At 70.6% G+C, this 24,430-nt stretch carries 22 protein-coding genes; 9 read left to right on the top strand and 13 right to left on the bottom strand.

Going from position 1 to position 24,430, the window contains the following annotated elements; translation table 11 throughout:
• Window positions 1–95 precede the first annotated feature (95 nt).
• Together ACH442_RS04615 and ACH442_RS04610 are read right to left on the bottom strand one after the other, a co-directional pair.
• Window positions 96–746 (bottom strand): response regulator, encoded by a 651-nt coding sequence (locus tag ACH442_RS04615; RefSeq protein ID WP_396121195.1) that lies wholly within the window; start codon window positions 744–746, stop codon window positions 96–98.
• Window positions 743–1,843 (bottom strand): sensor histidine kinase, encoded by a 1,101-nt coding sequence (locus ACH442_RS04610; protein ID WP_396121194.1) that lies wholly within the window; start codon window positions 1,841–1,843, stop codon window positions 743–745. Before ACH442_RS04610 ends, ACH442_RS04615 begins: the two co-directional genes overlap by 4 nt.
• Before the next feature lie 257 nt (window positions 1,844–2,100).
• Here ACH442_RS04610 and ACH442_RS04605 point away from each other — a divergent pair, with 257 nt between their 5' ends.
• Window positions 2,101–3,204, top strand: coding sequence for a glycerophosphodiester phosphodiesterase (locus ACH442_RS04605; protein ID WP_396121193.1), 1,104 nt, complete (start codon window positions 2,101–2,103; stop codon window positions 3,202–3,204).
• A gap of 346 nt (window positions 3,205–3,550) precedes the next feature.
• On the opposite strand, the gene ACH442_RS04600 is transcribed toward ACH442_RS04605, so the two are convergent.
• From ACH442_RS04600 to ACH442_RS04585, 4 genes are all read right to left on the bottom strand, one after another.
• Window positions 3,551–3,859 (bottom strand): hypothetical protein, encoded by a 309-nt coding sequence (locus ACH442_RS04600; RefSeq protein WP_396121192.1) that lies wholly within the window; start codon window positions 3,857–3,859, stop codon window positions 3,551–3,553.
• A gap of 11 nt (window positions 3,860–3,870) precedes the next feature.
• Entirely contained in the window at window positions 3,871–5,115 is a 1,245-nt protein-coding gene (locus ACH442_RS04595; protein ID WP_396121191.1) for an anion permease, read from the bottom strand.
• Between the two features lie 452 nt (window positions 5,116–5,567).
• Complete coding sequence (locus ACH442_RS04590; protein WP_396121190.1) at window positions 5,568–6,863, bottom strand: aspartate aminotransferase family protein; 1,296 nt, start codon at window positions 6,861–6,863, stop codon at window positions 5,568–5,570.
• Between the two features lie 10 nt (window positions 6,864–6,873).
• Complete coding sequence (locus tag ACH442_RS04585) at window positions 6,874–8,238, bottom strand: PLP-dependent aminotransferase family protein (protein ID WP_396121189.1); 1,365 nt, start codon at window positions 8,236–8,238, stop codon at window positions 6,874–6,876.
• 200 nt (window positions 8,239–8,438) lie between these two features.
• Here ACH442_RS04585 and ACH442_RS04580 point away from each other — a divergent pair, with 200 nt between their 5' ends.
• From ACH442_RS04580 to ACH442_RS04550, 7 genes are all read left to right on the top strand, one after another.
• Entirely contained in the window at window positions 8,439–9,281 is an 843-nt protein-coding gene (locus ACH442_RS04580; protein WP_396121188.1) for a nitrilase-related carbon-nitrogen hydrolase, read from the top strand.
• An 85-nt stretch (window positions 9,282–9,366) separates the two neighbouring features.
• A complete protein-coding gene (gene hydA, locus ACH442_RS04575) occupies window positions 9,367–10,767 on the top strand; it encodes a dihydropyrimidinase (RefSeq protein WP_396121187.1) in 1,401 nt (466 codons plus the stop codon).
• Window positions 10,768–10,778: 11 nt separating this feature from the next.
• A complete protein-coding gene (locus ACH442_RS04570; protein WP_396121186.1) occupies window positions 10,779–11,774 on the top strand; it encodes a TIGR03842 family LLM class F420-dependent oxidoreductase in 996 nt (331 codons plus the stop codon).
• Window positions 11,771–12,613, top strand: coding sequence for an ABC transporter permease (locus tag ACH442_RS04565; RefSeq protein WP_396121185.1), 843 nt, complete (start codon window positions 11,771–11,773; stop codon window positions 12,611–12,613). The genes ACH442_RS04570 and ACH442_RS04565 overlap by 4 nt, the downstream gene beginning before the upstream one ends.
• Complete coding sequence (locus ACH442_RS04560) at window positions 12,610–13,383, top strand: ABC transporter ATP-binding protein (RefSeq protein WP_396121184.1); 774 nt, start codon at window positions 12,610–12,612, stop codon at window positions 13,381–13,383. Before ACH442_RS04565 ends, ACH442_RS04560 begins: the two co-directional genes overlap by 4 nt.
• Window positions 13,380–14,135, top strand: a complete 756-nt coding sequence (locus ACH442_RS04555; RefSeq protein WP_396121183.1) for an ABC transporter permease — start codon at window positions 13,380–13,382, stop codon at window positions 14,133–14,135. Before ACH442_RS04560 ends, ACH442_RS04555 begins: the two co-directional genes overlap by 4 nt.
• A gap of 13 nt (window positions 14,136–14,148) precedes the next feature.
• Window positions 14,149–15,276, top strand: coding sequence for an ABC transporter substrate-binding protein (locus tag ACH442_RS04550; protein WP_396121182.1), 1,128 nt, complete (start codon window positions 14,149–14,151; stop codon window positions 15,274–15,276).
• Window position 15,277: 1 nt separating this feature from the next.
• On the opposite strand, the gene ACH442_RS04545 is transcribed toward ACH442_RS04550, so the two are convergent.
• On the bottom strand, window positions 15,278–15,889 hold the full coding sequence (locus ACH442_RS04545) for a hypothetical protein (RefSeq protein WP_396121181.1): 612 nt from the start codon (window positions 15,887–15,889) through the stop codon (window positions 15,278–15,280).
• Between the two features lie 216 nt (window positions 15,890–16,105).
• Here ACH442_RS04545 and ACH442_RS04540 point away from each other — a divergent pair, with 216 nt between their 5' ends.
• Window positions 16,106–17,266, top strand: a complete 1,161-nt coding sequence (locus ACH442_RS04540) for a tetratricopeptide repeat protein (RefSeq protein ID WP_396121180.1) — start codon at window positions 16,106–16,108, stop codon at window positions 17,264–17,266.
• 11 nt (window positions 17,267–17,277) lie between these two features.
• On the opposite strand, the gene ACH442_RS04535 is transcribed toward ACH442_RS04540, so the two are convergent.
• The 6 genes from ACH442_RS04535 to ACH442_RS04510 form a co-directional block, all read right to left on the bottom strand.
• Window positions 17,278–17,550: a hypothetical protein gene (locus ACH442_RS04535; protein ID WP_396121179.1), complete on the bottom strand. Its 273-nt coding sequence runs from the start codon at window positions 17,548–17,550 to the stop codon at window positions 17,278–17,280.
• 245 nt (window positions 17,551–17,795) lie between these two features.
• On the bottom strand, window positions 17,796–18,569 hold the full coding sequence (locus tag ACH442_RS04530; RefSeq protein ID WP_396121178.1) for a hypothetical protein: 774 nt from the start codon (window positions 18,567–18,569) through the stop codon (window positions 17,796–17,798).
• Between the two features lie 48 nt (window positions 18,570–18,617).
• Window positions 18,618–19,493 (bottom strand): hypothetical protein, encoded by an 876-nt coding sequence (locus ACH442_RS04525; protein ID WP_396121177.1) that lies wholly within the window; start codon window positions 19,491–19,493, stop codon window positions 18,618–18,620.
• A gap of 136 nt (window positions 19,494–19,629) precedes the next feature.
• Entirely contained in the window at window positions 19,630–20,136 is a 507-nt protein-coding gene (locus tag ACH442_RS04520) for a hypothetical protein (protein WP_396121176.1), read from the bottom strand.
• Window positions 20,137–20,222: 86 nt separating this feature from the next.
• Window positions 20,223–22,511, bottom strand: coding sequence for a putative bifunctional diguanylate cyclase/phosphodiesterase (locus tag ACH442_RS04515; protein WP_396121175.1), 2,289 nt, complete (start codon window positions 22,509–22,511; stop codon window positions 20,223–20,225).
• Window positions 22,508–24,352 carry a diguanylate cyclase domain-containing protein gene (locus ACH442_RS04510; RefSeq protein ID WP_396121174.1) on the bottom strand — a complete coding sequence of 615 codons (1,845 nt, stop codon included), beginning with the start codon at window positions 24,350–24,352 and terminating at the stop codon, window positions 22,508–22,510. Before ACH442_RS04510 ends, ACH442_RS04515 begins: the two co-directional genes overlap by 4 nt.
• Between the last annotated feature and the right edge of the window lie 78 nt (window positions 24,353–24,430).

Genomic DNA, 24,430 nt, shown 5'->3' with positions numbered 1-24,430 from the left:
GTCGATGGTGACGGCTGGAAAGGCCGCTGACACCGGCCGGAAGAAGGGCCGGCACCGTTCTTTGGAACGGTTTTCGAAACCGTACTTCCGGCCGGTTACCGCCGGCCGCTCTCGTATGCCCACATCGCGATCTCGACCCGGTTCCGGGCGCCGAGCTTGGACATCAGGCTGGCCACGTGCGTCTTCACGGTGCTGAGGCTGATGTAGAGGTCGGCGGCGATCTCGCTGTTCGTCCGTCCACCGGCGACGGCGAGCAGCACCTCCTCCTCCCGCTCGGTCAGCCCGTCGGACGGCTGCCGCAGGCCGCCGCCCGCACCGCCTCGCGCGAACGTCTGCAGCAGACGCGCGGTCACCACCGGCGCGATCAGCGCGTCCCCGGCCGCGGCGGCCCGGACCGCCTGCCCGAGCAGCTCGGAGCCGGCCTCCTTGAGCAGGAAGCCGCGGGCGCCCGCACGCAACGCCCCGTACACGTGCTCGTCGAGGTCGAACGTCGTGATCACGACGACCGCGACGGGGTCGGCGACGCCGGGTCCGGCCAGCTCACGGGTGGCCTGGATGCCGTCGACGCCCGGCATCCGGATGTCGAGCAGGCACACGTCCGGGCGCAGGCGCCGGGCCAGCTCCACGGCCTGATGACCGTTCGCCGCCTCGCCCACCACCCGGATGTCCGGCTGGGCGTTCAGGATCATGGTCAAGCCGCTACGGACGATCTCCTGATCGTCCGCGACGAGAACACGCACGGTCACGCCGGCAGCACCGCCTCCACGTGCCAGCCGTGCTCGGCGCCCGGGCCGGCCGTGCACGTGCCGCCGAGCAGCTCGGCGCGCTCCCTCATGCCGCTGATGCCGTACCCCCTGATCGGTTTGTCGTTGACCGTCGTGCCGTCGTCGGTGACAGAAAGGCGCACCTGATCATCATCGGACATCACGTGGATCAGGATGCGGGTCGCACCCCGCGCGTGACGCCGCGCGTTGGTGACGGCCTCCTGAGCGATCCGATAGATCGCGGCGCCCACGGCGGGAGGAACTGAGTCCAGGTCACCGTGGACGTCGACCGCGACCTTCGGCCCAGCGCCGACCGTCAGACCGGGCAGGTCGGCGAGCCTCGGCGCGTCCTGCTCGTCGGTGCGCAGCGCGCGAACCACCGTGCGCATCTCGGTCAGCGCCTCCTTCGCCTCGTTCTCGATCAGGCGCAGTGCGTCGACCGCCGCGTCCGGATCCGACGCTGCCGTGGCCAGGCCCGCCTGCGCGCGGATCGCCATCGCCGAGACGTGGTGCGCCACCGTGTCGTGCAGGTCACGGGCCAGGCGCTCACGCTCGCGCAGACGCACCTGCTCCAGCTCACGGGCCCGCGCGCCGGTCCGGAAGCGCACCGCCGCGCCGATCGCCAGCACGGCGAGCGCCAACGCCGTCCCGCCGATCGTGTCACTGGCGTCGACCTGCCCGGACACGAACGACACGACCTGCTTGACGACGATCACCGCGAGCCCGAGCGCCGCCTCCCGGCCGGATCCCCAGCGGAACAGCGCGTAGAGCAGCAACAGCAGGTAGACCAGCGAATACTCCTCCGGCGGCACGTTGCCGGTGGCGATCGGCGCGAGGAGGGTGGCACTGAACGCGATGACCACCGCGAGCAGCGGGTGGCTGCGCCGGATCAGCAGGGTGGGTGCGAGCACGACCGCGACCACCGGCGCGACCAGGCCACCCGGAAGGTCAGGACGAGCAATTCCTTCCAGTACGGCGATGAGCGCGCATGCCGCCGCGAGGAACCAGTCCCGCGGCCCGGCGGGAGGGGCGCCGGGGGGACGTGGTTCCGCGAGCAGCGAACGCAGGGAGCCGGGCACGCCCCCGATCGTACGATCGCGCCGGTTCTTGTCGTACCGGCTGTCCAGGTTGCTCCCGTCACCGAGCGCGGCCGGGATGCCGTGGTGCTGAACCCGTCATGATCTCCTCGAGGCATCGCGGGTGACTGCGAACGACCATTGGCCGGCCGTTAGTGGACACGCCACGAGATCGTCGCCCGGGCGACGAATGCGTCACCTGGACTTCCTCTCGGTGAATCCGGCCACCGAGGCCGGACCCAGGAATCCGTGGAGGAACAGTGGCAGATCGCCGTCAGGTGCTGCGCTTCGGCGCGGTGGCCGCCGCCGCTCCCGCGCTGGGTGGGGCCCTCGCCTCCCCCGCGCTCGCGCACGAGGAGCCGGGCGGCCGCAAGCCGGGGACCACGCTGGTCGTCGGGCACCGGGGCGCCTCGGGTTACCGTCCCGAGCACACCCTGGCGTCGTACGAGCTGGCCGCCCGCATGGGCGCCGACTACATGGAGCCGGACCTGGTCAGCACGAAGGACGGCGTCCTGGTCTGCCGCCACGAGCCGGAGATCGGCGGCACCACGAACGTCGCCTCGCACCCGGAGTTCGCCGACCGTAAGCGCACCGTCGTCCTCGACGGTGTCAGCGTCACCGGCTGGTGGACGCAGGATTTCACGCTCGCCGAGCTGAAGACGCTGCGCGCCGTCGAGCGGATCCCCGGCACCCGGCAGCACAACACGCTTTTCGACGGCCGGTTCGAGGTGCCGACCTTCCAGGAGTTGCTGGACCTACGCAAGCGCCTGAACAAGGAGCTGGGCCGGGACATCGGCGTCTTCCCGGAGACGAAGCACCCGACGTTCTTCCGCAACCTCGGCCTGGAACTGGAGACCCCGCTCGTCAAGATCCTGCGCCGTAACGGGCTGGACCGCCGGGGCGCGAAGGTCTTCATCCAGTCGTTCGAGGCGAAGAACCTGAGGACGCTCGCCGACCAGTACCGCGTCGAGGTGCCGCTGGTGTTCCTGAGCAGCGCGTCCGGCACGCCGTTCAACGACACCCGCACGTACGCGGACTACCTGACCCCGGCCGGTCTCAAGGAGCTGTCGGAGTACGTCGACGGCCTCGGCCCGGACAAGTCCCAGATCATCCCGCGCAACGCCGACGGCACCTTGGCCGCGCCGACGAGCCTGGTCGAGGACGCGCACCGGGCCGGTCTCAAGGTCATCCCGTACACGTTCCGCGCCGAGAACACGTTCCTGCCGACGGAGCTGAAGGTCGGCACCGACCCGAACGCCTACGGCAAGGCGATCGACGAGCAGATCACGTTCCTGCGCACCGGCATCGACGGCCTCTTCACCGACCAGACCGACATCGGCGTGCTCGCCCGCAGCCTCGCCTGACCCGCACCCCCACGGCCCGGCGGTCCGCCGCCGGGCCCCATTCCAAGATCAAACCCTGGCTCGGGTACGGCCTTCCACCCACCCGCCCGAGAAAGCCCCACCCGCCGGGGCAACCCGACCGCCCATGCCCGGACAAGCCCGGCCCGAGCAGCCTCCCGACCGCCCGCGGCGAGTCCAGCCCGTGCCGAGCGTGATCGCCGCGCCGGGTCTCATCCCCGGCGCGCCTCACGCCCCCGGCCGGGCGCGGCAGCCACCGCGAGCAACGACGAACGCCGCGCGCCCGGCCCGGGGAGAGCGACCTGAGCCGCCGCCCCGGGCCGCGACACGCGGCGCTGAGGTGTCCCGCCTACTTGGCGACGATCGTCGGGTAGATGTGGTCGAAGCTGAGCTTGTTGCCGAAACCGCTGGCCACGATGAAGGTCAGCCCCAGCAGCACGCCGACGACCACGACCGCGAACAGGAGATACCCGAGGGCGGTCCCGAGCGGCCGCCGTGTCCCGGCCGTGACCCCGCTGGCGTTGACCGACGCTTCGCCCGCGCCCCAGGCCAGGGACCTGATGCCGAGCGCGAACAGCACCGGCAGCCCGGCGCCGAGGACCAGTCCGGCGAGCAGGACGCGCCACGCGCCGTCCAGCGCGAATCCGAGGTTGTGCATGTCGCCTCCGTTCACTTCGCCGCGACGACGCGGACGGCTTCGGTGACGGCCGGGTCGATGGCCGTCGGGGCCGGCGCGGGTTCCCAGTCGTCGTTGACGTTCTCCGCGGAGACCTGCTGAGTGCGGGAGCGCAGCCACATCGCCACGGACGCGGCGACCAGCAGCAGGAACACCACGATCGCTCCGGCCGGGCCGCCGATCAGGTGTCCGATCCACCACATCCCGGCGCCGATCAGGCCGGCCGCGGGCAGCGTGATCAGCCAGGCGGCGACCATCCGGCCGGCGACGGCCCAGCGGACCGTGGCGCCGGGCCGGCCGAGGCCGGAGCCGAGCACCGAGCCGGTGGCGACGTGTGTGGTGGAGAGCGCGAAGCCGAGCTGGCTGGAGGCGAGGATGACGGCGGCCGCACCGGACTGGGCGGCGGTGCCCTGCGCCGGGTTGATGTCGGTCAGACCTTTGCCGAGGGTTCGGATGATCCGCCAGCCCCCGAGGTAGGTGCCGGCCGCGATCGCCACGGCGCACGCCACCTTGACCCAGAGCGGGATGTTCTTGGTGTCGCTCCAGTCGCCGCTGGCGATCAGGGCGAGCGTGATCACGCCCATCGTCTTCTGCGCGTCGTTGGTGCCGTGGGCGAGCGAGACCAGCGAGGCCGAGCCGATCTGACCCCATTTGAAGCCACGGTCGGTGAAGCGGGCCGCGATCCCGTTGGTGACCTTGAAGATCAGCCAGGTGCCGCCGGCCGCGACGACGGCTGCGATGACCGGTGACAGGACGGCGGGGAGCAGCACCTTGCCGACGACTCCGTCGAGCTTCGACCCGTCGCCGTTCCAGTTGACGCCGGCCCAGCCGAGCCCGGCGACGGTCGCGCCGATCAGCCCGCCGAACAGGGCGTGCGAGGAGCTGGAGGGCAGGCCGATGAGCCAGGTCAGCAGGTTCCACACGATGCCGCCGACGAGGCCGGCCAGCACGATCAGCAGGAGCCCGGACCCACCGTGGGCGAGCAGTTCGGCTTTGGGCGCGCCGGACTTGTCCTGGATCTTCACCACCGCGTTGGTGACGGTGAGGGCGACCTCCACGGAGAGGAACGCGCCGATCAGGTTGAGAACACCGGAGAGGGCTACGGCGGTTTTGGGCCGTAGGGCCTTGGTGGCGATGGAGGTGGCCATCGCGTTCGCCGTGTCGTGGAACCCGTTGGTGAAGTCGAAGGCGAGTGCCGTCACGACCACCAGTGCGAGGATCACGGATGTTTCAGTCACGTGCGTGATCGTGAATGATCCACCCACCCCACGGCCATAGCACGAACGGAACATGTACAAGGTTCCGCCGTCGTTAACCTGGCGTTTCCCAATCAGTCACTCTAAGTGTTGATCAAACTACTCTGCGTGTGTGTCAACAAAGGATTGGTGAACAATCGCTGGATAATAGACATCACTGAATCCCGACAAATCTGGCACCGCCATGGTCGTGCGCCGGGAGCGGAGAGGCTCCCGGGTGTCGTCGCCGGTGGAGAGGAACAGGTTCCCCGAGCGGTCGAATCGATCTCGCCGCCGGCGTGGCAGCACCTGCCGCGGTCGGTGGGCGACGCCCTGGACGCCCTCCTCGTCGTGCAGATGGACGGGGATCTTCGCGGCCAGGACGTTACGGCCGGTGGACGGCTCGTGGATGCGCACCGGCGCCCGGCACCAGGCCGGGCGCCGGGCCGAATCGGTCAGGCGATGCGGGACTCCGCGTCCGCTGCGGCTATCGCGTCGCGCAGGATCGCCAGCCCCTCACGGGCCTCCTCCTCGGTGAGCGTCAACGGCGGGCCCATCCTCAGGACGTTGCCGTAGAGACCACCCTTGCCGACGAGCAGGCCGCCCCGCCGGCACAGGTCGAAGACGCGGACCGTGGTCGCCGGGTCGGGTTCGGTGGTGCCGGGGCGGACGAACTCGACGCCGATCATCAGGCCACGCCCGCGGACCTCGCCGACCACGTCGCAGGTCAGGCCGCGCAGCCCGGCGAGCAGGATCGCGCCCGTCCGGCGGGCGTTCTCCTGCAGGTCGTGCGAGAGGACGTAGTCGAGGACGGCATTGCCCGCGGCGGCGCTGATCGGGTTGCCGCCGAACGTGGAGAAGCTGTTCGCCGCCACCGCGTTCATGATCTCGGCGCGGCCGACGACGCCGCCGAGCGCGAACCCGTTGCCGATCCCCTTGGCGAACGTGATCAGGTCCGGGGTGACGCCGTGCGCCTGATAGCCCCAGAAGTGATCGCCGGTCCGCCCCCAGCCGGTCTGCACCTCGTCGGCGATCAGCAGGATGCCGTGTTCGTCGAGGATTTTCCGGTACGCCCCGAGCAGCCCGTCCGGCCCGGCGACGAACCCACCGACGCCCTGGACCGGCTCGGCGATCAGCCCGGCCACGTCACCCGCGGTGACCGTCGCGAGCACCTCCCGCAGATCGTCGACGGCCGCGTCGAGCAGATCACTGTCGGACATACCGGTCATTCGTCCGCGCAGCCGGTCGGCCGAGGCGAGCCAGTGCACGGTGAGCGGGCTCAGCGAGCTCGACGACCAGCCGCGGTGACCGGTGACGGCCATCGTCGCGAACGTACGCCCGTGGTAGCCGTTCTTGATCGCCAGGACCTCGTTGGATCGGCGCGCGTTCGTCGCGAAGAGCAGCGCCGACTCGTTGGCCTCGGTCCCGGAGTTGGTGAAGAACACGCGCGCGTCGGGGATCCCGGAGAGCCGGGCGATCTTCTCGGCCAGCTCGACCTGCTGCCGGATCAGGTAGAGCGTCGAGGTGTGGGCGACGCCGGTGCCGAGCTGCGCCCGGACCGCGTCGCTGATCTCGGCGATGTCGTAACCGATCATCGTGGTCAGTACGCCGCCGAAGAAGTCCAGGTAGGAGCGACCGTTCGCGTCGGTGACCCGGCGGCCCGAGCCGGAGACGATCTCCAGCGCGTCGTCGCCGTAGTACACCGGCATCCAGGCCGGCATGACGGCGCGGTGACGATCCAGAAGGGACATCGCAAACACCTCACATCAGTCCACGGGGGTGGCCGCGACCACGGGGTCCGCTGCCGCGACCGAGTTGGATGGCGGCCGACGCGAGCGCCCCGGCCAGGTCGTCGTACCCGCCGGCGACCAGTCCGGCGGTGAGCCGCAGGTGGTCGCGGCCGAGCGGGGTGACCAGGAACGGCGTCCCGGGTGCGGCCCCGATGCCGTGCGCGGCCAGGGTCACCATCGCGTTCTGCTGATCCGGAACGGACATCCACAGGTTGATCCCGTCGGCTGCGGAGGCCGTCACGCCGCGCTCGCGCAGCGCGTGGAGCAGCGCGACCCGTCGCTCCGCGTAGGTGTTGCGGGCCGCCGCCACCCGGTCCGCCACCTTCGCCGAGGTGAGCAGGTCGAGCAGCACGCCCTGCAGGAGCCGGCTGGACCAGCCGGGCCCGAGCAGCCGCCGCTCGATCACCTGCTCGACCACGGCGGCCGGCCCGCCCATCGCGGCGAGGCGCAGGTCGGGGCCGTGCGACTTGGAGAAGCTGGCCACGTGCACGACCCGCCGCGGCAGGTACGCCCCGAGGCTGATCGGCGGCGCGCCGGCGATGTCCCCGGCGTGGTCGTCCTCGACGACGAGCAGGTGCGGGGCGTCCCGCAGGATCCGGGCGATCGCCGCGGCCCGTTTCGGGGTCATGCTCACGCCGGTCGGGTTCTGGGCCCGGGGCTGCAGGAACAGCGCGACCGGACGCCGGTCGGCGATCAGCGTGCGCAGCACGGCGGGGTCCATCCCGGACTCGTCGAGCGGCACGCCGAGCACGGTCGCGCCGACGGACTGCAGCAGGTCGAGCAGGGGCGGGAAGGTGGGGTTCTCGACGAGCACGTGGTCGCCGTAACGCAGGGTCGCCGTGATGATCCGGTCCAGCGCGTCGAGGGCGCCGTCGACCACGGTGAGGCGTTCGGGCGGGAACGGCCAGCGCTCGCGGAGCACCTCCTCCAGCCGGGGCAGGACCGGTTCGTCGAGGTAGCTGCCGGCCCAGCGGCCGTCGCCGGCGCGACGTAACGCGTCGCTCAGGTCGGGCAGCAGCGCCGGGTCGGGCACGCCGGTGGACAGGTCGAGCGCGAGCGTGACGGGCGATCTTCCGAGGCGGGTGAAGCGCGGCGGGGACGGGCCCGCGACGTACGTGCCGGATCTGCCTCTGGTGTGGATCGCGCCGGCCAGGGTGAGGTTGCGCCAGGCCTCACTGACCGTCGTCGGGCTCACGCCGAGCGACCCGGCGACGGCGCGCACGGTCGGCAGCCGCTCGCCGGGCGGCAATCGACCGGCGGTGATCAATCGGCTCATGGCCGCGGCGATTCCCCGGGCGCTGCGGTCCTCGACCGCCCCCGTGATCAGCGGAAGCAAATTACCTCTCCGAAACAATCGGTTACGTATCAGCAATTGTTCGCTTGAATGTGTGTCGTTAAGGTCCTACGGCATCAGGCGCTTCGAGGCAAGGTCTAGCGCTGGGGTTATCGCAGGGAGTAGACACACGATCACAGGCGCTGTCGTGGCGCACTGCGCGTGCTGGCCATCCGAGAAAGATCACATGAGAGGGGCCGCAAATGACGACCGGAGTCGTCCGCGCCGCCTTGGTCCAAACGAATTGGACCGGCGACAAGGAATCGATGATCAAGGCGCACGAGGATTACGCCCGTGACGCCGCCGCCCAGGGCGCAAAGGTGATCTGCTTCCAGGAGCTGTTCTACGGGCCGTATTTCTGCCAGGTCCAGGACGCTCAGTTCTACGAGTACGCCGAGTCGATCCCGGGCCCGACGACCGAGCGGTTCCAGGCGCTCGCGGCCGAGCTGGGCATGGTGATGGTCCTGCCGATGTACGAGCAGGAGCAGGAGGGCGTCCTCTACAACACCGCCGCGGTGATCGACGCCGACGGCCGGTACCTCGGCAAGTACCGCAAGAACCACATTCCGCAGGTCAAGGGCTTCTGGGAGAAGTTCTACTTCCGCCCCGGCAACCTCGGTTACCCGGTCTTCGACACCGCGGTCGGCCGGGTCGGGGTCTACATCTGCTACGACCGGCACTTCCCGGAGGGCTGGCGGGCGCTGGGCCTCAACGGGGCGCAGATCGTCTTCAACCCGTCGGCCACCAGCCGCGGCCTGTCGTCGTACCTCTGGCAGCTGGAACAGCCGGCGAGCGCGGTGGCCAACGAGTACTTCATCGGCGCGATCAACCGGGTCGGCGTCGAGGAGCTGGGCGACAACGACTTCTACGGCCAGACCTACTTCGTCGACCCGGAGGGCAAGTTCGTCGGCGACGTCGCGGACACCCACAACCCCGAATTGATCGTCCGAGACCTGGACCTGAGCCTGCTCAAGACGGTGCGCGACCGCTGGCAGTTCTACCGCGACCGCCGGCCGGACAGCTACGACCGCCTGGTGCAGCCATGATCGCCTGCACCGAACTGAGCGAACCGCGTGGTGACCGCGGCCTGATCCGTGAGGGCCGGAAGAGCATGGCAACGGAGGCACTGTCATGAGCACGCTGATCAAGGGCGGGACGGTGGTGAGCCCGACCGGTCCGGTGGCCGCTGACGTGCTGATCGACGGCGAGAAGATCGTCGCGCTGTTCGCGCCGGGCAGTGCGCCGGACGGCCCCGAGGTCATCGACGCGGCCGGGAAGTACGTGATCCCGGGCGCGATCGACGCGCACACCCACATGCAGATGCCGTTCGGCGGCACCGAGGCCAGCGACACGTTCGACACCGGAACCAAGGCCGCGGCGATCGGTGGCACCACCACGATCATCGACTTCGCCATCCAGCGGTACGGCGAGGTGGTGCAGGACGGCCTGGCCGCGTGGCACGGCAAGACGGCCGGCCAGTGCCACGTCGACTACGGCTTCCACATGATCGTCGGTGGCGTCGACGACGACTCGCTCAAGGCCATGGACCAGCTCGTGGCCGGCGAGGGGATCACCAGCTTCAAGCTGTTCATGGCGTACCCGGGGGTCTTCTACTCCGACGACGGGCAGATCCTGCGCGCGATGCAGAAGGCCCGCGACAACGGCGCGATGATCATGATGCATGCCGAGAACGGGCCGGCCATCGACGTACTGGTGAAGCAGGCGCTCCAGCGCGGGGAAACCGACCCGGTCTTTCACGGGCTGACGCGCCCGCAGGAGTTGGAGGCGGAAGCCACCAGCCGGGCCATCTGGCTGGCCAGTGTCGCCGCGGACTGTCCGCTCTACATCGTGCACCTGTCCGCGTCGAAGGCCCTGGAACAGGTGCGCAACGCCCGTGACCTGGGCCGCAACGTGTTCGCCGAGACCTGCCCGCAGTACCTCTACCTGACCCTGGAGGACCAGCTCGGCGCGCCCGGCTTCGACGGCGCCAAGTGGGTCTGCTCGACGCCGCTGCGCAGCGGCAAGGAGAGTCACCGCGCCGACCTGTGGCAGGGCCTGCGCACCAACGACCTCTCCGTGGTCTCGACCGACCACTGCCCGTTCTGCATGAAGGACCAGAAGGAGATGGGCATCGGCGACTTCTCCAAGATCCCGAACGGCATCGGCAGCGTGGAACACCGCGTCGACCTGCTCTATCAAGGCGTGGTCGACGGGAAGCTGTCGCTGGCCCGCTGGGTGGAGACGATCGCGACGACGCCGGCCCGGATGTTCGGCCTCTACCCGAAGAAGGGCATCATCGCGCCGGGCTCGGACGCCGACATCGTGCTCTACGACCCGAACGGGCGCACCCGGATCAGCGTCGAGACACACCACATGAACATGGACTACTCCGCCTGGGAGGGCTGGGAGATCGACGGCAAGGTCGACACGGTCATCTCCCGCGGCGAGGTGATCTCCCGGAACGGCGAGTACACCGGGCGTCCGGGGCGCGGGAAGTACGTGCCGCGCGGCCTCTCGGACTACCTGGTCTGAGGCGGGCGCACATGGACATCGGAGTGGTTCTGCAGAACGACCCACCGGCGCTCGCGCTGGTGGACTGGGCGAAGAAGGCCGAGGCGGCCGGCTTCAGTCACTTCTGGACATTCGACTCGCACGTGCTCTGGCAGGAGCCCTACGTCGTCTACTCGGCGATCCTGGGCGCCACCGAGCGCATCGTGGTCGGTCCGATGGTGACCAATCCCGGCACCCGGGACTGGACGGTCACGGCGTCACTTTTCGCCACCCTCAACGAGATGTACGGCAACCGGACCGTCTGCGGCATCGGCCGGGGTGACTCCGCACTCCGCGTGCTCGGGCTCACCCCGCAGACCCTCGGCCAGCTGCGCGAGAGCGTGCAGGTGATCAAAGGGCTGGGCAACGGCGAGAAGGTGAACGTCCGCGGCAACGAGATCCAGTTCGCCTGGGCCGCGGAGAGCCGCCTGGAGGTGTGGGTCGCCGCGTACGGCCCGAAGGCGCTCGCCGTCACCGGCGAGGTCGGCGACGGTTACATCCTTCAGCTCGCCGACCCGGACATCGCCGAGTGGATGATCAAAGCGGTCCGGAAGGCCGCCGCCGACAAGGGCAGGGACCCCGACGCGATCAAGTTCTGCGTCGCCGCACCCGCCTACGTCGGTGACGACCTCGCTCACCAGCGCGAACAGACCCGCTGGTTCGGCGGCATGGTCGGCAACCACGTGGCCGACATCGTGGCGCGTTACGGGTCGTCGGGCGCGGTCCCGCAGGCGCTGACGGACTACATCAAGGCGCGGCAGAGCTACGACTACGCCGAGCACGGGCGGGCCGGCAACAGCCACACCACGTTCGTCCCGGACGAGATCGTCGACCGTTTCTGCATCCTGGGCCCGGTGTCGAACCACCTCAAGCGTCTCGAGGAACTCAAGTCGCTGGGCGTGGACCAGTTCGCGGTCTACCTGCAGCACGACGACAAGGCCGAGACCCTCGCCGCCTACGGCGAGCACATCATCCCGGCCTTCTCGTGAGGCGCGCGCTCGCGATCCTGGCCGGCCTGATCGTGACGGCGGCGCTGTGGGAGGGCTACAAGGCGGTCGGCAGTCCCGACGGGACGGTGCTCCTCGGCGTACGGATCCTGCCGCGCGCCGACGACCTGTCCATGCCCCACCTGTGGACCATCGCGCAACGCCTCGGCCGTCCCGAGCTGACCGGCGGTGACCCGGTGTGGACGGTGGTGCTGCGCGCCTGCCTGTTCACGCTCGGCATCACCGCCGCCGGGTTCGTGGCCGGCGCCGTGGTCGGGCTGCTCCTGGCCGTGGCCATGCAACGGTTCCGGATCGTCGAGCGCGGGCTGCTGCCGTACGTGATCCTGTCCCAGACCGTGCCGCTGGTGGCGCTCGCGCCGCTGGTGGCCGGCTGGGGCGGGAGCATCATGCCGGCCTGGGCGACGGTCGCGGTGATCGCGGCGTACCTGGCGTTCTTCCCGATCGCGGTCGGCATGCTGCGCGGGTTGCAGTCGCCGTCGGCCGGCGGCGAGGAGCTGATGCGCAGCTACGCCGCCGGCTGGTGGCGCACGCTGGTGAAACTGCGCTTCCCGGCCGCGCTGCCGTATCTGTTCCCGGCGCTGCGCCTGGCCGGGGCGGCCGCCGTGGTCGGTGCGGTGGTCGGCGAGATCTCCACCGGCACCCGCGGCGGGATCGGCCGGCTGATCATCGAGTACTCCCGGGAGGCCACCTCGGATCCCGCCAAGGTCTACACCGCGATGCTCGGGGCGGCGCTGCTCGGCCTGCTCGTCGCGGGCGCCGTGAGTCTGCTGGAGGTGCCGCTGATGCGCCACCGCCGCCACGTGGAGGTGGTGACGCTATGACCGCCGTTGTCATAGAAAAGCTGGACAAAATCTTCAATCAAGGCAAGGCCGGTGAGGTCACGGCGTTGACTGACGTCGATCTCACCATCGGCGACGGCGAGTTCGTGTCACTGATCGGGCCGTCCGGCTGCGGCAAGAGCACCCTGCTGCGGCTGATCGCCGACCTGATCCCACCGAGCTCCGGCACGGTCACCGTCGCCGGGAAGCCGGCCGGCCAGGCGCGCCGCGAGCAGGCTTACGGCCTCGCCTTCCAGCAGGCCGGCCTCTTCGAGTGGCGCACCGTCCGCAAGAACGTCGAACTCCCCCTCGAACTGCGGGGCGTGTCCGCATCGGAGCGCCGGGCCCGGGCCGAGGAGATGCTGGCGCTGGTCGGGCTGGCCGACTTCGCCGGCCACTACCCCGGTCAGCTCTCCGGCGGCATGCAGCAGCGCGTCGCCATCGCCCGTGCCCTGGCCGTCCAGCCGCCGCTGCTGCTGATGGACGAGCCGTTCGGCGCGCTCGACGAGATGACCCGCGAACGCCTGCAGTCCGAGCTGCTGTCGATCTGCGCCAAGACCGGGACCAGCAACACACGGACCAGCACAGTCTTCGTCACACATTCTATTTCTGAGGCGGTGTTCCTCTCCGACCGCGTCGTGGTGATGTCAGCCCGCCCCGGCCGGATCACCGCGTCGATCGACGTGGAGCTGCCCTCCCGGGACGACGCCGGCCGCCAGTCCCCCGCGTTCTTCGACAAGATCACCGAGGTACGGAAGGCGCTGCGCGGATGAGACGCCTCCTGCCGCCCGTGATCACAGGTGTCCTCGCGCTGCTGCTCTGGGAACTGTTCGTCAAGCTCGGGCGGGTCGCGCCGTTCATCCTCCCGGCGCCCTCGGCGATCTGGGGGCAACTGGTCGAGCAGCGCGACAACATCGCCGAGGCCGCCCTGGCCAGCGGCACGAACGCGCTGATCGGCCTGATCGCCGGGACGCTCATGGCGATCCTCGCCGCGCTCGCCGCCAGCCGCTTCGCCGCGCTCGGCGAGATCTCGGTGCCGTTCGCGGCGCTGTTCAACGCGCTGCCGATCATCGCGCTCGCCCCGATCCTCAACAACATGTTCGAGTCGACCAGCAGCATCCCGCGCCGGCTCGTCACCGCGATCGTCGTGTTCTTCCCGATCTTCCTGAACACGCTCCGCGGTCTGCGGGAGATCAACCCCACACATCAAGAGCTGATGCGGACGTACGCCGCGAGCGGCTGGACCTTCGCGCTCAAGGTGCGGCTGCCGGGCGCGTTGTCCCACCTGTTCACCGGGCTGCGGCAGGCGTCGTCCCTCGCCGTGATCGCAGCCGTCGTGGCCGAGTACTTCGGCGGGCTGCAGGACGGACTCGGGTCCCGGATCACCTCGGCGGCGGCTTTCACGGCGTACCCCCGGGCCTGGGCCTTTGTCGTCGGGGCCTGCCTTTTGGGTTTGACCTTTTACCTGGTCACGCTCCTGTTGGAGCGGCTGGCCATGCCATGGAAACGAAGTTTGATCAGCTAGTCAGGAGTCCGCATTGAAGATCTCCCGCATAGCCGTCGCCTCCCTTCTCGTCCTCGCCGCCTGCGGCACCGCCGACGCTCCCACCACCGCCACTCCGGGCGCGAGCGGCGCCCTGACCCCGATCAAGCTGCAGCTGCAGTGGTTCTACCAGGCCCAGTTCGCCGGTTACATCGCCGCGGTGGACCAGGGCTTCTACAAGGAGCAGGGCCTCGACGTGCAGTTGCTCGAGGGCGGCGTGGACATCGTGCCGCAGACCGTGCTCGCGCAGGGCAAGGCCGACTACGCGGTCGCCTGGGTGCCGAAAGCGCTGGCCTCGCGTGAGCAGGGCGCCGGGATCACCGATGTCGGGCAGATCTTCGCGCGCTCCGGGACGTACCAGGTGGCCTGGAAGGACAGCGGGATCAAGACCGCCGCCGACCTGAAAGGCAAGAAGGCCGGCAACTGGGGCTTCGGCAACGAGTTCGAGCTGTTCGCCGGCATGACCAAGGCGGGGATCGACCCCGGCAAGGACGTCACCCTGGTCCAGCAGCAGTTCGACATGCAGGCGCTGCTGAAGAGGGAGATCGACGCGGCCCAGGCGATGAGCTACAACGAGTACGCCCAGCTGCTCGAAGCGAAGAACCCGGCGACCGGCAAGCTCTACACCGCCGACGACTTCTCGATCATCGACTGGAAGACCGAGGGCAGCTCGATGCTGCAGGACGCGGTCTGGGCCAACACCGAGAAGCTCGACGACCCGGCCTATCAGCAGCAGACCGTGAAGTTCCTGACCGCCACCATCAAGGGCTGGGCGTTCTGCCGCGACAACGCCGAGAAGTGCCGTGACCTGGTCGTCGCCAAGGGCTCCAAGCTCGGCAAGAGCCACCAGCTGTGGCAGATGAACGAGGTCAACAAGCTGATCTGGCCGTCCACGGGCGGGATCGGCGTGGTCGACGAGACGGCCTGGAAGCAGACCGTCGACATCTCGCTGACCACGAAGAACCAGACCGGGGACACCGTGCTGAAGAAGGCGCCCGAGGGCCCGGCCTACACCAACGACTACATCAAGCAGGCGATCGAGCAGGCCAAGGCCGGTGGCGTCGACGTCACCGGGTCCGGCTTCCAGCCCGCCACCGTCACCCTCACCGAGGGCGGCGCCTGAGTCAGACCAGCTCCATCACGTACGACTCGCCCTCGCGCCGGAAACCGAGACGGTCGTAGTACGGCGCCTTCATCCCGGGCGGCGTGATGACGGTGTGGCACCCGCGGTCGGCAAAATACCGGCTCTGCCGGTAGACGAACTCCCCCGGCGTGAAATCCCGATAGCGCTGGGTGACGTAGTCGAGCTCGACCCGGGCCACACCGTCGCCGTCCCCACGGAACACCACGACCCCGACCACCTCGTCCCCGTTGACCACGAGAAACGCGGCCGCACCGGGCTCGATGGCGGTGAACCCCGGGTTGAACCGCACGATGTCGTCGCGGTGCAGCCGCAGCGTGTGCGCCAGGAACCCGTCGTCGGCGCGCACCTCGACCACCTGATACGCCTTGTCGTCGTGCCGGGTCACCAGCATCCGCCACAGATACCAGACGTTGATCACGGCGAGCACCACGTTCAGCCCGACCATCGGCCACACCCCGACCGACGCGTTGAACCCGATCAGCACCAGGCAGCCGGCCAGGTTCAACGCCCGCAGGCGGAGCAGGCGCGCCTGCAGCAGCGACCACACGAGCAGCGCCGACCCGGCCCACCCGACCACATCAATCCACGTCACCCGTCGAGCCTAGGGCCCATGTTTCCGACGTGTTACCGGGGTCCACGGCGTACCGCGAAGAACGCGCCGGCGTTCACGGCACGGCCTTCCCGCACTCGCTCGGCAGCGCCGTCGGCGTGGCGGTCTTCGGGGCCGCCGCCAACGCGATCCAGGAGCGGGTCCTCGTGGGGATCGCCATCGTGGTGGGCGCGATGGCGGTGCTGGCATTCTTGCCGGATGGACCCCTCCGATCAGGAGCTGCTCGGCCTGCTCGCCGCCGACGGCGGTCGCGCGCTCATCGGCCCCAGCGACCTGCCTCGCCTGGTCGACCTGGTCGTCGATCCGGCCCGTCATGACCGGATGCTGGCCCTGACCGGCGGCGACATCGCCGCCCTCGCCGAGATCACCGCCTGCCAGGATCTCGTCCTGGCAGCGGCCGAGCCCGACCTCGAGGCGATGCTGCGGCTGTGCAGCCGTCGCACCTGTCTCACCACTCGCAACCGGTACATCCCGCTCAGACTGCCCGCGGTCTGGACGGTTCTCGGCGAACCCGCCCGCGCCGAGGTCCTCGTCCGCTCGATCTCCCCGTACCGGCGGAAGCACGCGCTGGCCGGGGTGGCCGAGGCGGTCACCGGCTCGATCACCCGTCCGGACCGGCGGGACCGGGTGCCCACCGGCGACCTCGACCAGGCCCGGCAGCTCGCCGACCGGGCCGAAACCGTGGCCCGCGCGGTCCCGGTCCCGGAGCATCAGTCGTCGTTGCTGCGCGGGGTGGCCCTGGCCTTCACCTTCGCCGGCGACCATGACCGGGCCGAAACCGTGGTTCGCTCGATCGTCCCCACGAGCCGGACGGCGGAGGTGCTGATCCTGATGGCCGAGGCGGTCGCGGCCGCCGGTGACACCGGCCGGGCCCGGCAGCTCGCCGAACAGGCCGGGGCCGCGGCTCGCTCGGCCAGCTCCCCGGACGAGCAGGCGCGGGCACTGACCACACTGGCCCGAGCTGTCGCGGCCGCCGGTGACACCGGCCGGGCCCGGCAGTTCGCCGACCGCGCCGAAATCGTGGCCCGCCCGATCGCCGACCGGTACGGGCCGCCGCCGTCCCCGGCTGCGGTGGACGAGGTCGTCGCGGCCATCGGCGACCCCGGCCGGGCCGAGATCATGGCCCGCGCGATCACCCACCCGGGCGAGCGGGAAGAGGCGCTGACCGTGGTGGCCCGGGCTTTCGCGGCCGCCGGCGACCGTGGCCGGGCCGGTCGGCTGCTGGCTGAGGTGCTGGCGGTGGCGTCATCATGGGAGGTGCCGTTGCCGGTGCTGGCCGAGTACTGGCCGCAGGTGGTGCTCCGGTGCGTGGACGAGTTGTCCGACGACTGGCGCCTACGGGATCACTCTCAGCGCTGATACTGCCGCGGTCACTCGTATCCGAGGTCTTCCTCGGACTGCAGGCACCACCCGTCGTCCTGCTTGATCAGGGAAAAAGCGGTGCGGTGAAAAACGTCGTAGTACCCGGCGTCCGGATAGTGACCGTACGTGAACCACCTCGCCTCGACCTGCGCCGTATCCGGGGTCTGGCTGACGACGGTCACCGCGTCCAGTGTCGTCATCTCGCCCGCCTCGCCGGATCTGTCGCCGCGGTGCGCTTCGGTGTATGCCGCGCAGAAATCGGCAGGGCTCCGGTAGAGCATCCGGCCTCCCCTCGATCCCGTCTCCGATCGACGATAGCCGAAGCGGCATAACTTCCAGCTTCGCGTCGGCGCGCCCCGCATGGCGGCGGTTGTCCCGCGGGGACGGCACTCATGGACCACGCCGGCCCGGCCACCGACCGGACGACGACCACACCATCGCCTGGTCACGCTTGCCACCGCCGGCGGCAAGCGAAAGCCCGGCAACGTCACCCGGCCAGGAGATCACCATGGGTCCCGTCACCGCACTAGATCGGGATCAGCCGCGCGGCCAGCGCAACGGTGGCCAGGTCGCCGCTGCGGAGCTTGTCGGCGGCGTGCGCCTCCCCCAGACCTTCCAGCCGGACCGCGGACGCGTTGATCAGCGCCTCCTCGCCGTCGAGCAGACGCTTCGCGATCCGCGCCTGGGCCGGGCTCAACTCCGCATACGCACAGCGATCGAGGGCCACCACCGTCTCCTCGTCGAGCCGGCCGTTCAGCGCACGCTCGGTCACGACCTTGAGGAGCCAGCTGGGCCACCACGCATACTTCCCGATCACCTGACCCGAATGCAGCGCGATCGCCGGATCCTGCCCCGCCGCGAGCAGCTTCACCGCGAGGTTGCTGTCGAACCGCTCCAGCCGCAGCGCTCGGACGAAGCATTTCAGGATCGCCTGGGTCTTCACGAAATCCTCGGCCTCGTGCGCCGCGTCGCCGGCCTTGCCCTCCAGCAGATGGATCAGGGCGTGGGCCTCACGCAGCTCGAACCCGTCGCCGGAGCGTTCCTCCAGCCGCGCGACGGTCTCGATCAGTCGCTCGACGCCCTTGCGGGCCCGCTCGGCGAGCTCCTCGCTGTTCGGTTTGTTCAGGTGACGGACCATCACCTCCAAGGCGATCTCCGCCTCCCGGCGCAGCAGCGGTGAGGAGATCTTCGGGGCGATCTCGTCGCCCAGATTCTCGGTGAGGATGGCGAGATCGAACTTCTCCGAGGCCTGCTGGAACTGATCCCACCACGATGCCGGGTGCCGCTGCTGTCGAATCACGCTACCAAGAGTGACCCCACAGCTACGTCACGACAAGTGATTCGGGCATCACGCGGCGTGCTGACGCTCACTGGCAGCGTCGGTGAGGCTCGCCGGGTTCAACATTCCGGCCTTCACGACCGTACGGCTCAGCGGCCGGGTCAGCTCGGCCAGCCGCAGGCAACCCGGCTCGCCCAGCATCCGGTACGCCGGCTCGGCCAGCCGGTCCGTCGCCGCCTCCAGCGACTCGCGCAGCCGCCGCCCCTCCTCGGACAGCTCGTCCCCGGCCATCAGCCCGCGGGACCGCAGCCCCTCGGTGGCCGCCGCCCACTGATCGGCGCTCCACCCCCGGGTGATCTTCAGGAACCGTCCGTCGATCGCGCCCGTCGCGACGTGCAGGACGATCGACTCCAAGCCGCTGATCCCGGCCTCGACCAGGGCCGCGATGTGCCCGTCACCACGGAACTCACGCAGCAGCGTCTGCGCGTGGAACAGGCGCAGGTGCGGCGCGTCCGGCCACGGCAGCTCGGTGTGCGCGGCGAACAGTGGCCGCCCGTGCGGCATCGTCGCCGCGTCCAGCGCCGCCGCCCGGGCCAGCTCGGCCGCCTCGGCAACCTCCCGGGACGCGCACGTCTCGGCGCCCAGCGCACGGGTAAGCGCGCCGTCGGCGATCTCCAGCCGCGCCGCGACCATCCGATCGGGGGTCACCACCTGCCAGGCGGCGGGCAGCGCCCGGGCGACCATCGCCGGGTTGAAGTTGTAGAACGTGGCCGCCACCAGGGCCGGCCCGGCCTCCCCGAACGCCGCGCCACGCGCCGCGAAATACCCCGCCATCGGGTCGAGGCCGAGCCCGGCGTAGACCTCCGAGGCCTCCGGCACCAGGTAGGCCAGGGCGTGCAGCGGCTCGGTCACCCGCCAGGCCAGCCGGGACGGGCTCTCGCTCACGCTTCCCACCACAGCTCCCCGGCTCCCCGGCACGGTGCCGAGACGCTCACGGTTCCCACGGCGGGCGGCTCCGCGGCCCGGCCGGACACGGTCACGGTTCCCACGGCGGGCGGCTCTGCGGCCCGGCCGGACACGGTCACGGTTCCCACGGCAGCTCCTCGGCTTCGACGGCGACGGGCGCGGCGCCGGAATGTTCCGGAGCGGGCCGTTCGGATACCGTATGCCACTTACCCGAACGCCGCGCGACCTCCCTGGTCACCATGTGCACCGGCAGCGGCGGCGGCGGGAACGGCCCCGGCCCCCAGCGCACCCAGATCGCCAGCCGGCCCGCGGCCGCCTCGGCGAGCAGCTTGTCGACGGTGCGCTGCCGATCCGTACGGTCCACCTCGATCGCGATCGGCGCCGCCCCGGCCGGGCGCGCACACGCCACGTCCAGCACCGAGTTCCCCCGCAGCGGCGGCGGCAGCGGGAACACGCTCGGCGCCCGCCGGTAGACCCGCCACCCCCGCGAACTCGCCCACTCCTCGACCGCGTCGACGATCCGCCCGGTCGCCTCCGCCTCGGTCAGCTCCCCGAACGCGACCCCGGCCAGCCACGCCGCCAGGGAGTTCGCCGTACTCGTGCCGTCGTCCGCGGTGTCCATCGCAGGTACCTTATCGGTTCCCGATCAAGATCAAATTCTTCATGTCCCACGTCCGCAGCGGGACAGAAGGCCCTTGAAGTTGATCTTCAGGCGGCGGCGGGGAGGGAGTCCTGCTGAGCGGCGAGGCGGGCGGTGAGTTCGGCGGCGCTGACCGGGCGGCCCAGGTGGTAGCCCTGGCCGACGGTGTAGCCGAGCTTCAGCAGCCGATCCGCCTGCTCCTGGTTCTCGATGCCCTCGGCGACCGTGTCGAGGCCGAGCGCGTCGGCGAGCTGGACGACCGCACGGGCCACGGCCTGGCGGGCGTTGGCAGCGGCGCTGCCCATTTCGTCCAGTTCGATGTGATCGACGAACGACTTGTCCAGTTTGACGACCGCGGCCGGGAACGCGCGCAGCAGGCTGAGGGACGACTCGCCGGTGCCGAAGTCGTCGAGCGCGAGGCGGACGCCCATGTCGTGCAGTTCGTGCAGCACACGCAGCACCTGGTGGCCGCGCAGGACCGCGGACTCGGTGAGTTCGAGGACGAGGCGACAGGCAGGCAGGCCGCTGTCGGCGAGAGCGGCACGCACGTCGGCCACGAAATCCGGGTCGTGCAGCTGCCGGACGGAGACGTTGGGAGCGGCCTTCTCCAGGACGTCGGGGCCGAACTCGGCGATCCACGCGGCGGCCTGGCGGCACGTCTCGCGCAGCACCCAGCGGCCGAGCGGCACGATCAGGCCGGTGCGTTCGGCGGCGGGGATGAAATCGGCCGGGGACACCATGCCGCGTTCGGGGTGGAACCAGCGCACCAGCGCCTCGACGCCGGCCACCCGGCCGGTGGCCAGGTGCACGATCGGCTGGTAGACCAGCATGAACTCGCCGGCGTCGAGGGCGCGGCGCAGGTCGCCGCCGAGCTGGGCGTGGGCCTGGGCGGGTTTCTCCATGCCGGGGGCGTAACGGACCCAGTTGGCCTTGCCGCGTTGCTTGGCGGTGAACATCGCGGCGTCCGCGTCACGCAGCAGGTGGCTGGCCGGGGTGCCGGCCGGCGCCGACGCGATGCCGGCGCTGGCGTGCACCAGCAGCCGGTGCCCGCTGATCGGGACGGCGATCGCCGTCATGATCCGTTCGACCACGGCCCGGTCCTGCCCGGGCGTGGTGATCAGCACCGCGAACTCGTCGCCGGCCAGGCGGGCGGGTTCGCCGTCCTCGCCGGCGGCCGCGCGCAGCGTGTCGGCGAACGCGATCAGCAGCTCGTCGCCGACGTCGTGGCCGAGCGAGTCGTTGACCGTGTTGAAGTCGTCGAGGTCGACGAGCAGGACCGTGGCGTCGCCGCCGGTGAGGACCTGCTCCAGGCGCTGCTTGAACAGGACGCGGTTGCCGAGGCCGGTGAGGGCGTCGTGGGTCGCCTCGTACTGCAGGCGGGCCTCGGAGGCCTCCCGCTCGCGCAACAGCCGGACGTTGTCGCGGTTGACCAGGAACTGGCGGCCCAGGACGAGCACGGTGACGGCGGCGGCCGAGCCGACGACGAGCCGGCCCTCCGGGATCCCGTCCTGGACCACCGGGCGGACGAGCACGTCGGCGAGTGGCAGGTCGACGGCGAGCACCGCCAGATACGGCAGCCAGACGTTGCCCCGGCGGCGCGGTGGCCGGCCGGCGGCGCGGCGCTGCAGGTTCACGCCGAGCGTCACCAGCAGCGGGATCAGCGGCAGGCACAGCGCCTGGCCGGGCAGGATGCCGTCGTAACCGAACTTGCCGTCGAGCAGCGCGACCCCGCCGACGGCCAGGCCCGTGGCCGCGACCGTGCGGACCGCGATCCGGTCGATCGGGCCGCCCGCGATGTAGGAGACCTTGGTGATCGCCCCGGCCGCGAACGCGAACGCGAGGATCAGGATGGTCAGGCTCGACGAGGTCCACTGATCGTCCGAGTCGATCATCGGGAGCAGACCGAAGTGCCAGAGCACGGTGACGCAGCCGAGGAACGCGATGGTGCGGTCCAGCCACTGCCGGATCCGGTGCCGGCGGCTGTGCACACCCAGCGGCACGCGGCCCACCGCCCAGATCGCGGCGAGCAGGCCGGACCCGGCGAGCACGGCACCGGCCGGCGGCATGTCCGGCAGCGCCGGGGTGGAGACGACGGCCGCCACGGCGAGGACCGTGAAGCCGGCCGTCACCAGCAGGCAGCCGATCTCCAGGGCCCGCCAGAACCGGCGGCCGACCGGGTCGGTGGTCGCCCGGCGCAGCGCGCGCACCGCGAGGACGGAGACACCGCTGGCGAGCGGCATGAACAGGTAACCGACGGAGACCGGGCCGAGGCCGGTGATCGTCCAGAGCACGTACCAGAGGGTGCTGAGCAGGACGAACGCACCGGTGAGCGCGACATGACGCCAGGATCTGGTCAAGACGCGAACTCCCGGGAGCGCTGCTTGTCGGCATACATCCGGAGGTCGGCCAGGTGCAGGAGGTTGTCCGGGTGGTCCGCGCGGCCAGCCGCGACGCCGATGCTGGCGCCGGCCGCGAGACGCTGCCCGCCGATCTCGACCGGCCGGGCCAGCGCGGATCGTAGCCGCTCGGCGATGTCGTGCGCCTCCTGAGTTCCGGAGCCGACCAGCACCGCGAACTCGTCGCCGCCCAGCCGGGCGGACAGGTCGCCGTCGCCGGTGGCGGCCAGCAGCTGCTCGGCGACGTGCCGGAGCACCGCGTCGCCGGTGGCGTGGCCGTACGTGTCGTTGATCTGTTTGAAGCCGTTGAGGTCGACCAGGAGCACCGTGACCTCGGCGGCACCGGCCGCACGGATGCGATCGGTGAACTGGCGCCGGTTGGCCAGCCCGGTCAGCGCGTCGTGGCCGGCCTGGAACCGCAGGCGTTCGCGCAGTTCCCGCTCCTCGGTCACGTCCCGGGCGTTCATCACGACACCGCCGATGCCGCGTTCCTCGACGAGGTTGACCGCGACCACGGACAGCCAGCGCCAGCTCTCGTCCTCGTGCTGGGCGCGCAGCTCGAACGCGGCCTTGGCGCCGGGCTCGGCGAACACACCGTCCATCTCCGCGGCGACGCGCTCGACGTCGTCCGGGTGGATCAGGTCCAGCCAGTTGCGGTCGACGAACTCGTCGAGCGAGCCGCCGATGATCCGCTCGACGGCCGGGTTCATGTACTTGACGATGCCGTCGGTGCCGATGATCGCGGTGATGTCGGAGGCATGCCGCAGCAGCGCCTCCTGGCGGCGCTCCCGGCGGCGGATCTCGGCCAGGCTCTCGTCGAGCTGGTCGAGCAGCGTGGTGTTCTCGGCCAGGGCGAGCATCTGGCGCGCGACGACCAGCGCCACGTTGAGGAGCAGCCCGGCCAGCGCGCCCCAGGCGGACACCCCGAGACCTTGGCCGGCCAGCACCGCGATCAGGGCGGCGGCGCAGATCACCGTGCCCAGGTAGGGCAGCAGGCTGTAGCGGCGGCCGGCCCCCGCGGCCCGGCCGGGCACGCGGCCGCGGGACCGGACGGCCAGCGTCTGCAGTCGCGGCGCCACGAGCGTGAGCACGCACGGGATCAGGATCAGCAGCGACGGCAGGACCAGCCCGTGCAGGCCGACGCTGGGCAGCAGGGCGTTGCCGACCGCCTGCACCAGACAGCAGACGACCAGCGGTACGGCCGCCTGCCAGGCGATCGGGCTGGAGCCGCTCAGCCCGAGCTTGACCGCGAGGAACCCACCGATCAGCAGGATCCCGCATCCGAAGATCGAGGTCGCGTAACCGGCCAAGCCGGCGTGAGCCATGCTCGACCGGGTCAGCACGCACCAGATCGCCGACCCGGCGGCGCTCAGGATGATCGCGGCGTCCAGCGCGACCCGGATCCGCGCGTCACGCGACCACCAGCGGCTCGGGTGCATCAGCCCGACGCCGCAGACCAGCACCACGCCGAGAACGCCGAGCAGGCTCTGCGGCGCGGTCAGCGTGAAGCCGGCGTGCCCGGGGTGGCTCAGCACCCAGCCCAGCTGGTAGCTGTCGCCGGTCGCGAAGAGCAGCCCGGCCACACCCATCGCCCGCCAGAAGCGGCGGTTCGCCGGGGGCAGGTCCGGGTTGCGGTAGAGCCGCCGGGAGAGCAGGAAGGTACCGAGGTCGGTGAGGGGCGCGACGACCCAGCACAGCACCAGCTTCTGCCGGTCGCCGCCCAGGTCCAGCGCGTAGAAGCCGCACACCGCCACGGTCATCAGGAGCAGCGGGGCCAGCACCCGGTCACGCCAGAGCACCATCACTCCCCCGCTGAGTACAAGATTCCGTCTGACCATCGTTCGGCGGGTCGCCACTCGCGTTTAGGTTTTCCGCGGCCA

The organism is Actinoplanes sp. NPDC020271, assembly GCF_044388125.1.
In the GTDB taxonomy this organism is placed as follows: Bacteria; Actinomycetota; Actinomycetes; order Mycobacteriales; family Micromonosporaceae; genus Actinoplanes.
This window is presented reverse-complemented; position numbering and strand designations above follow the sequence as displayed.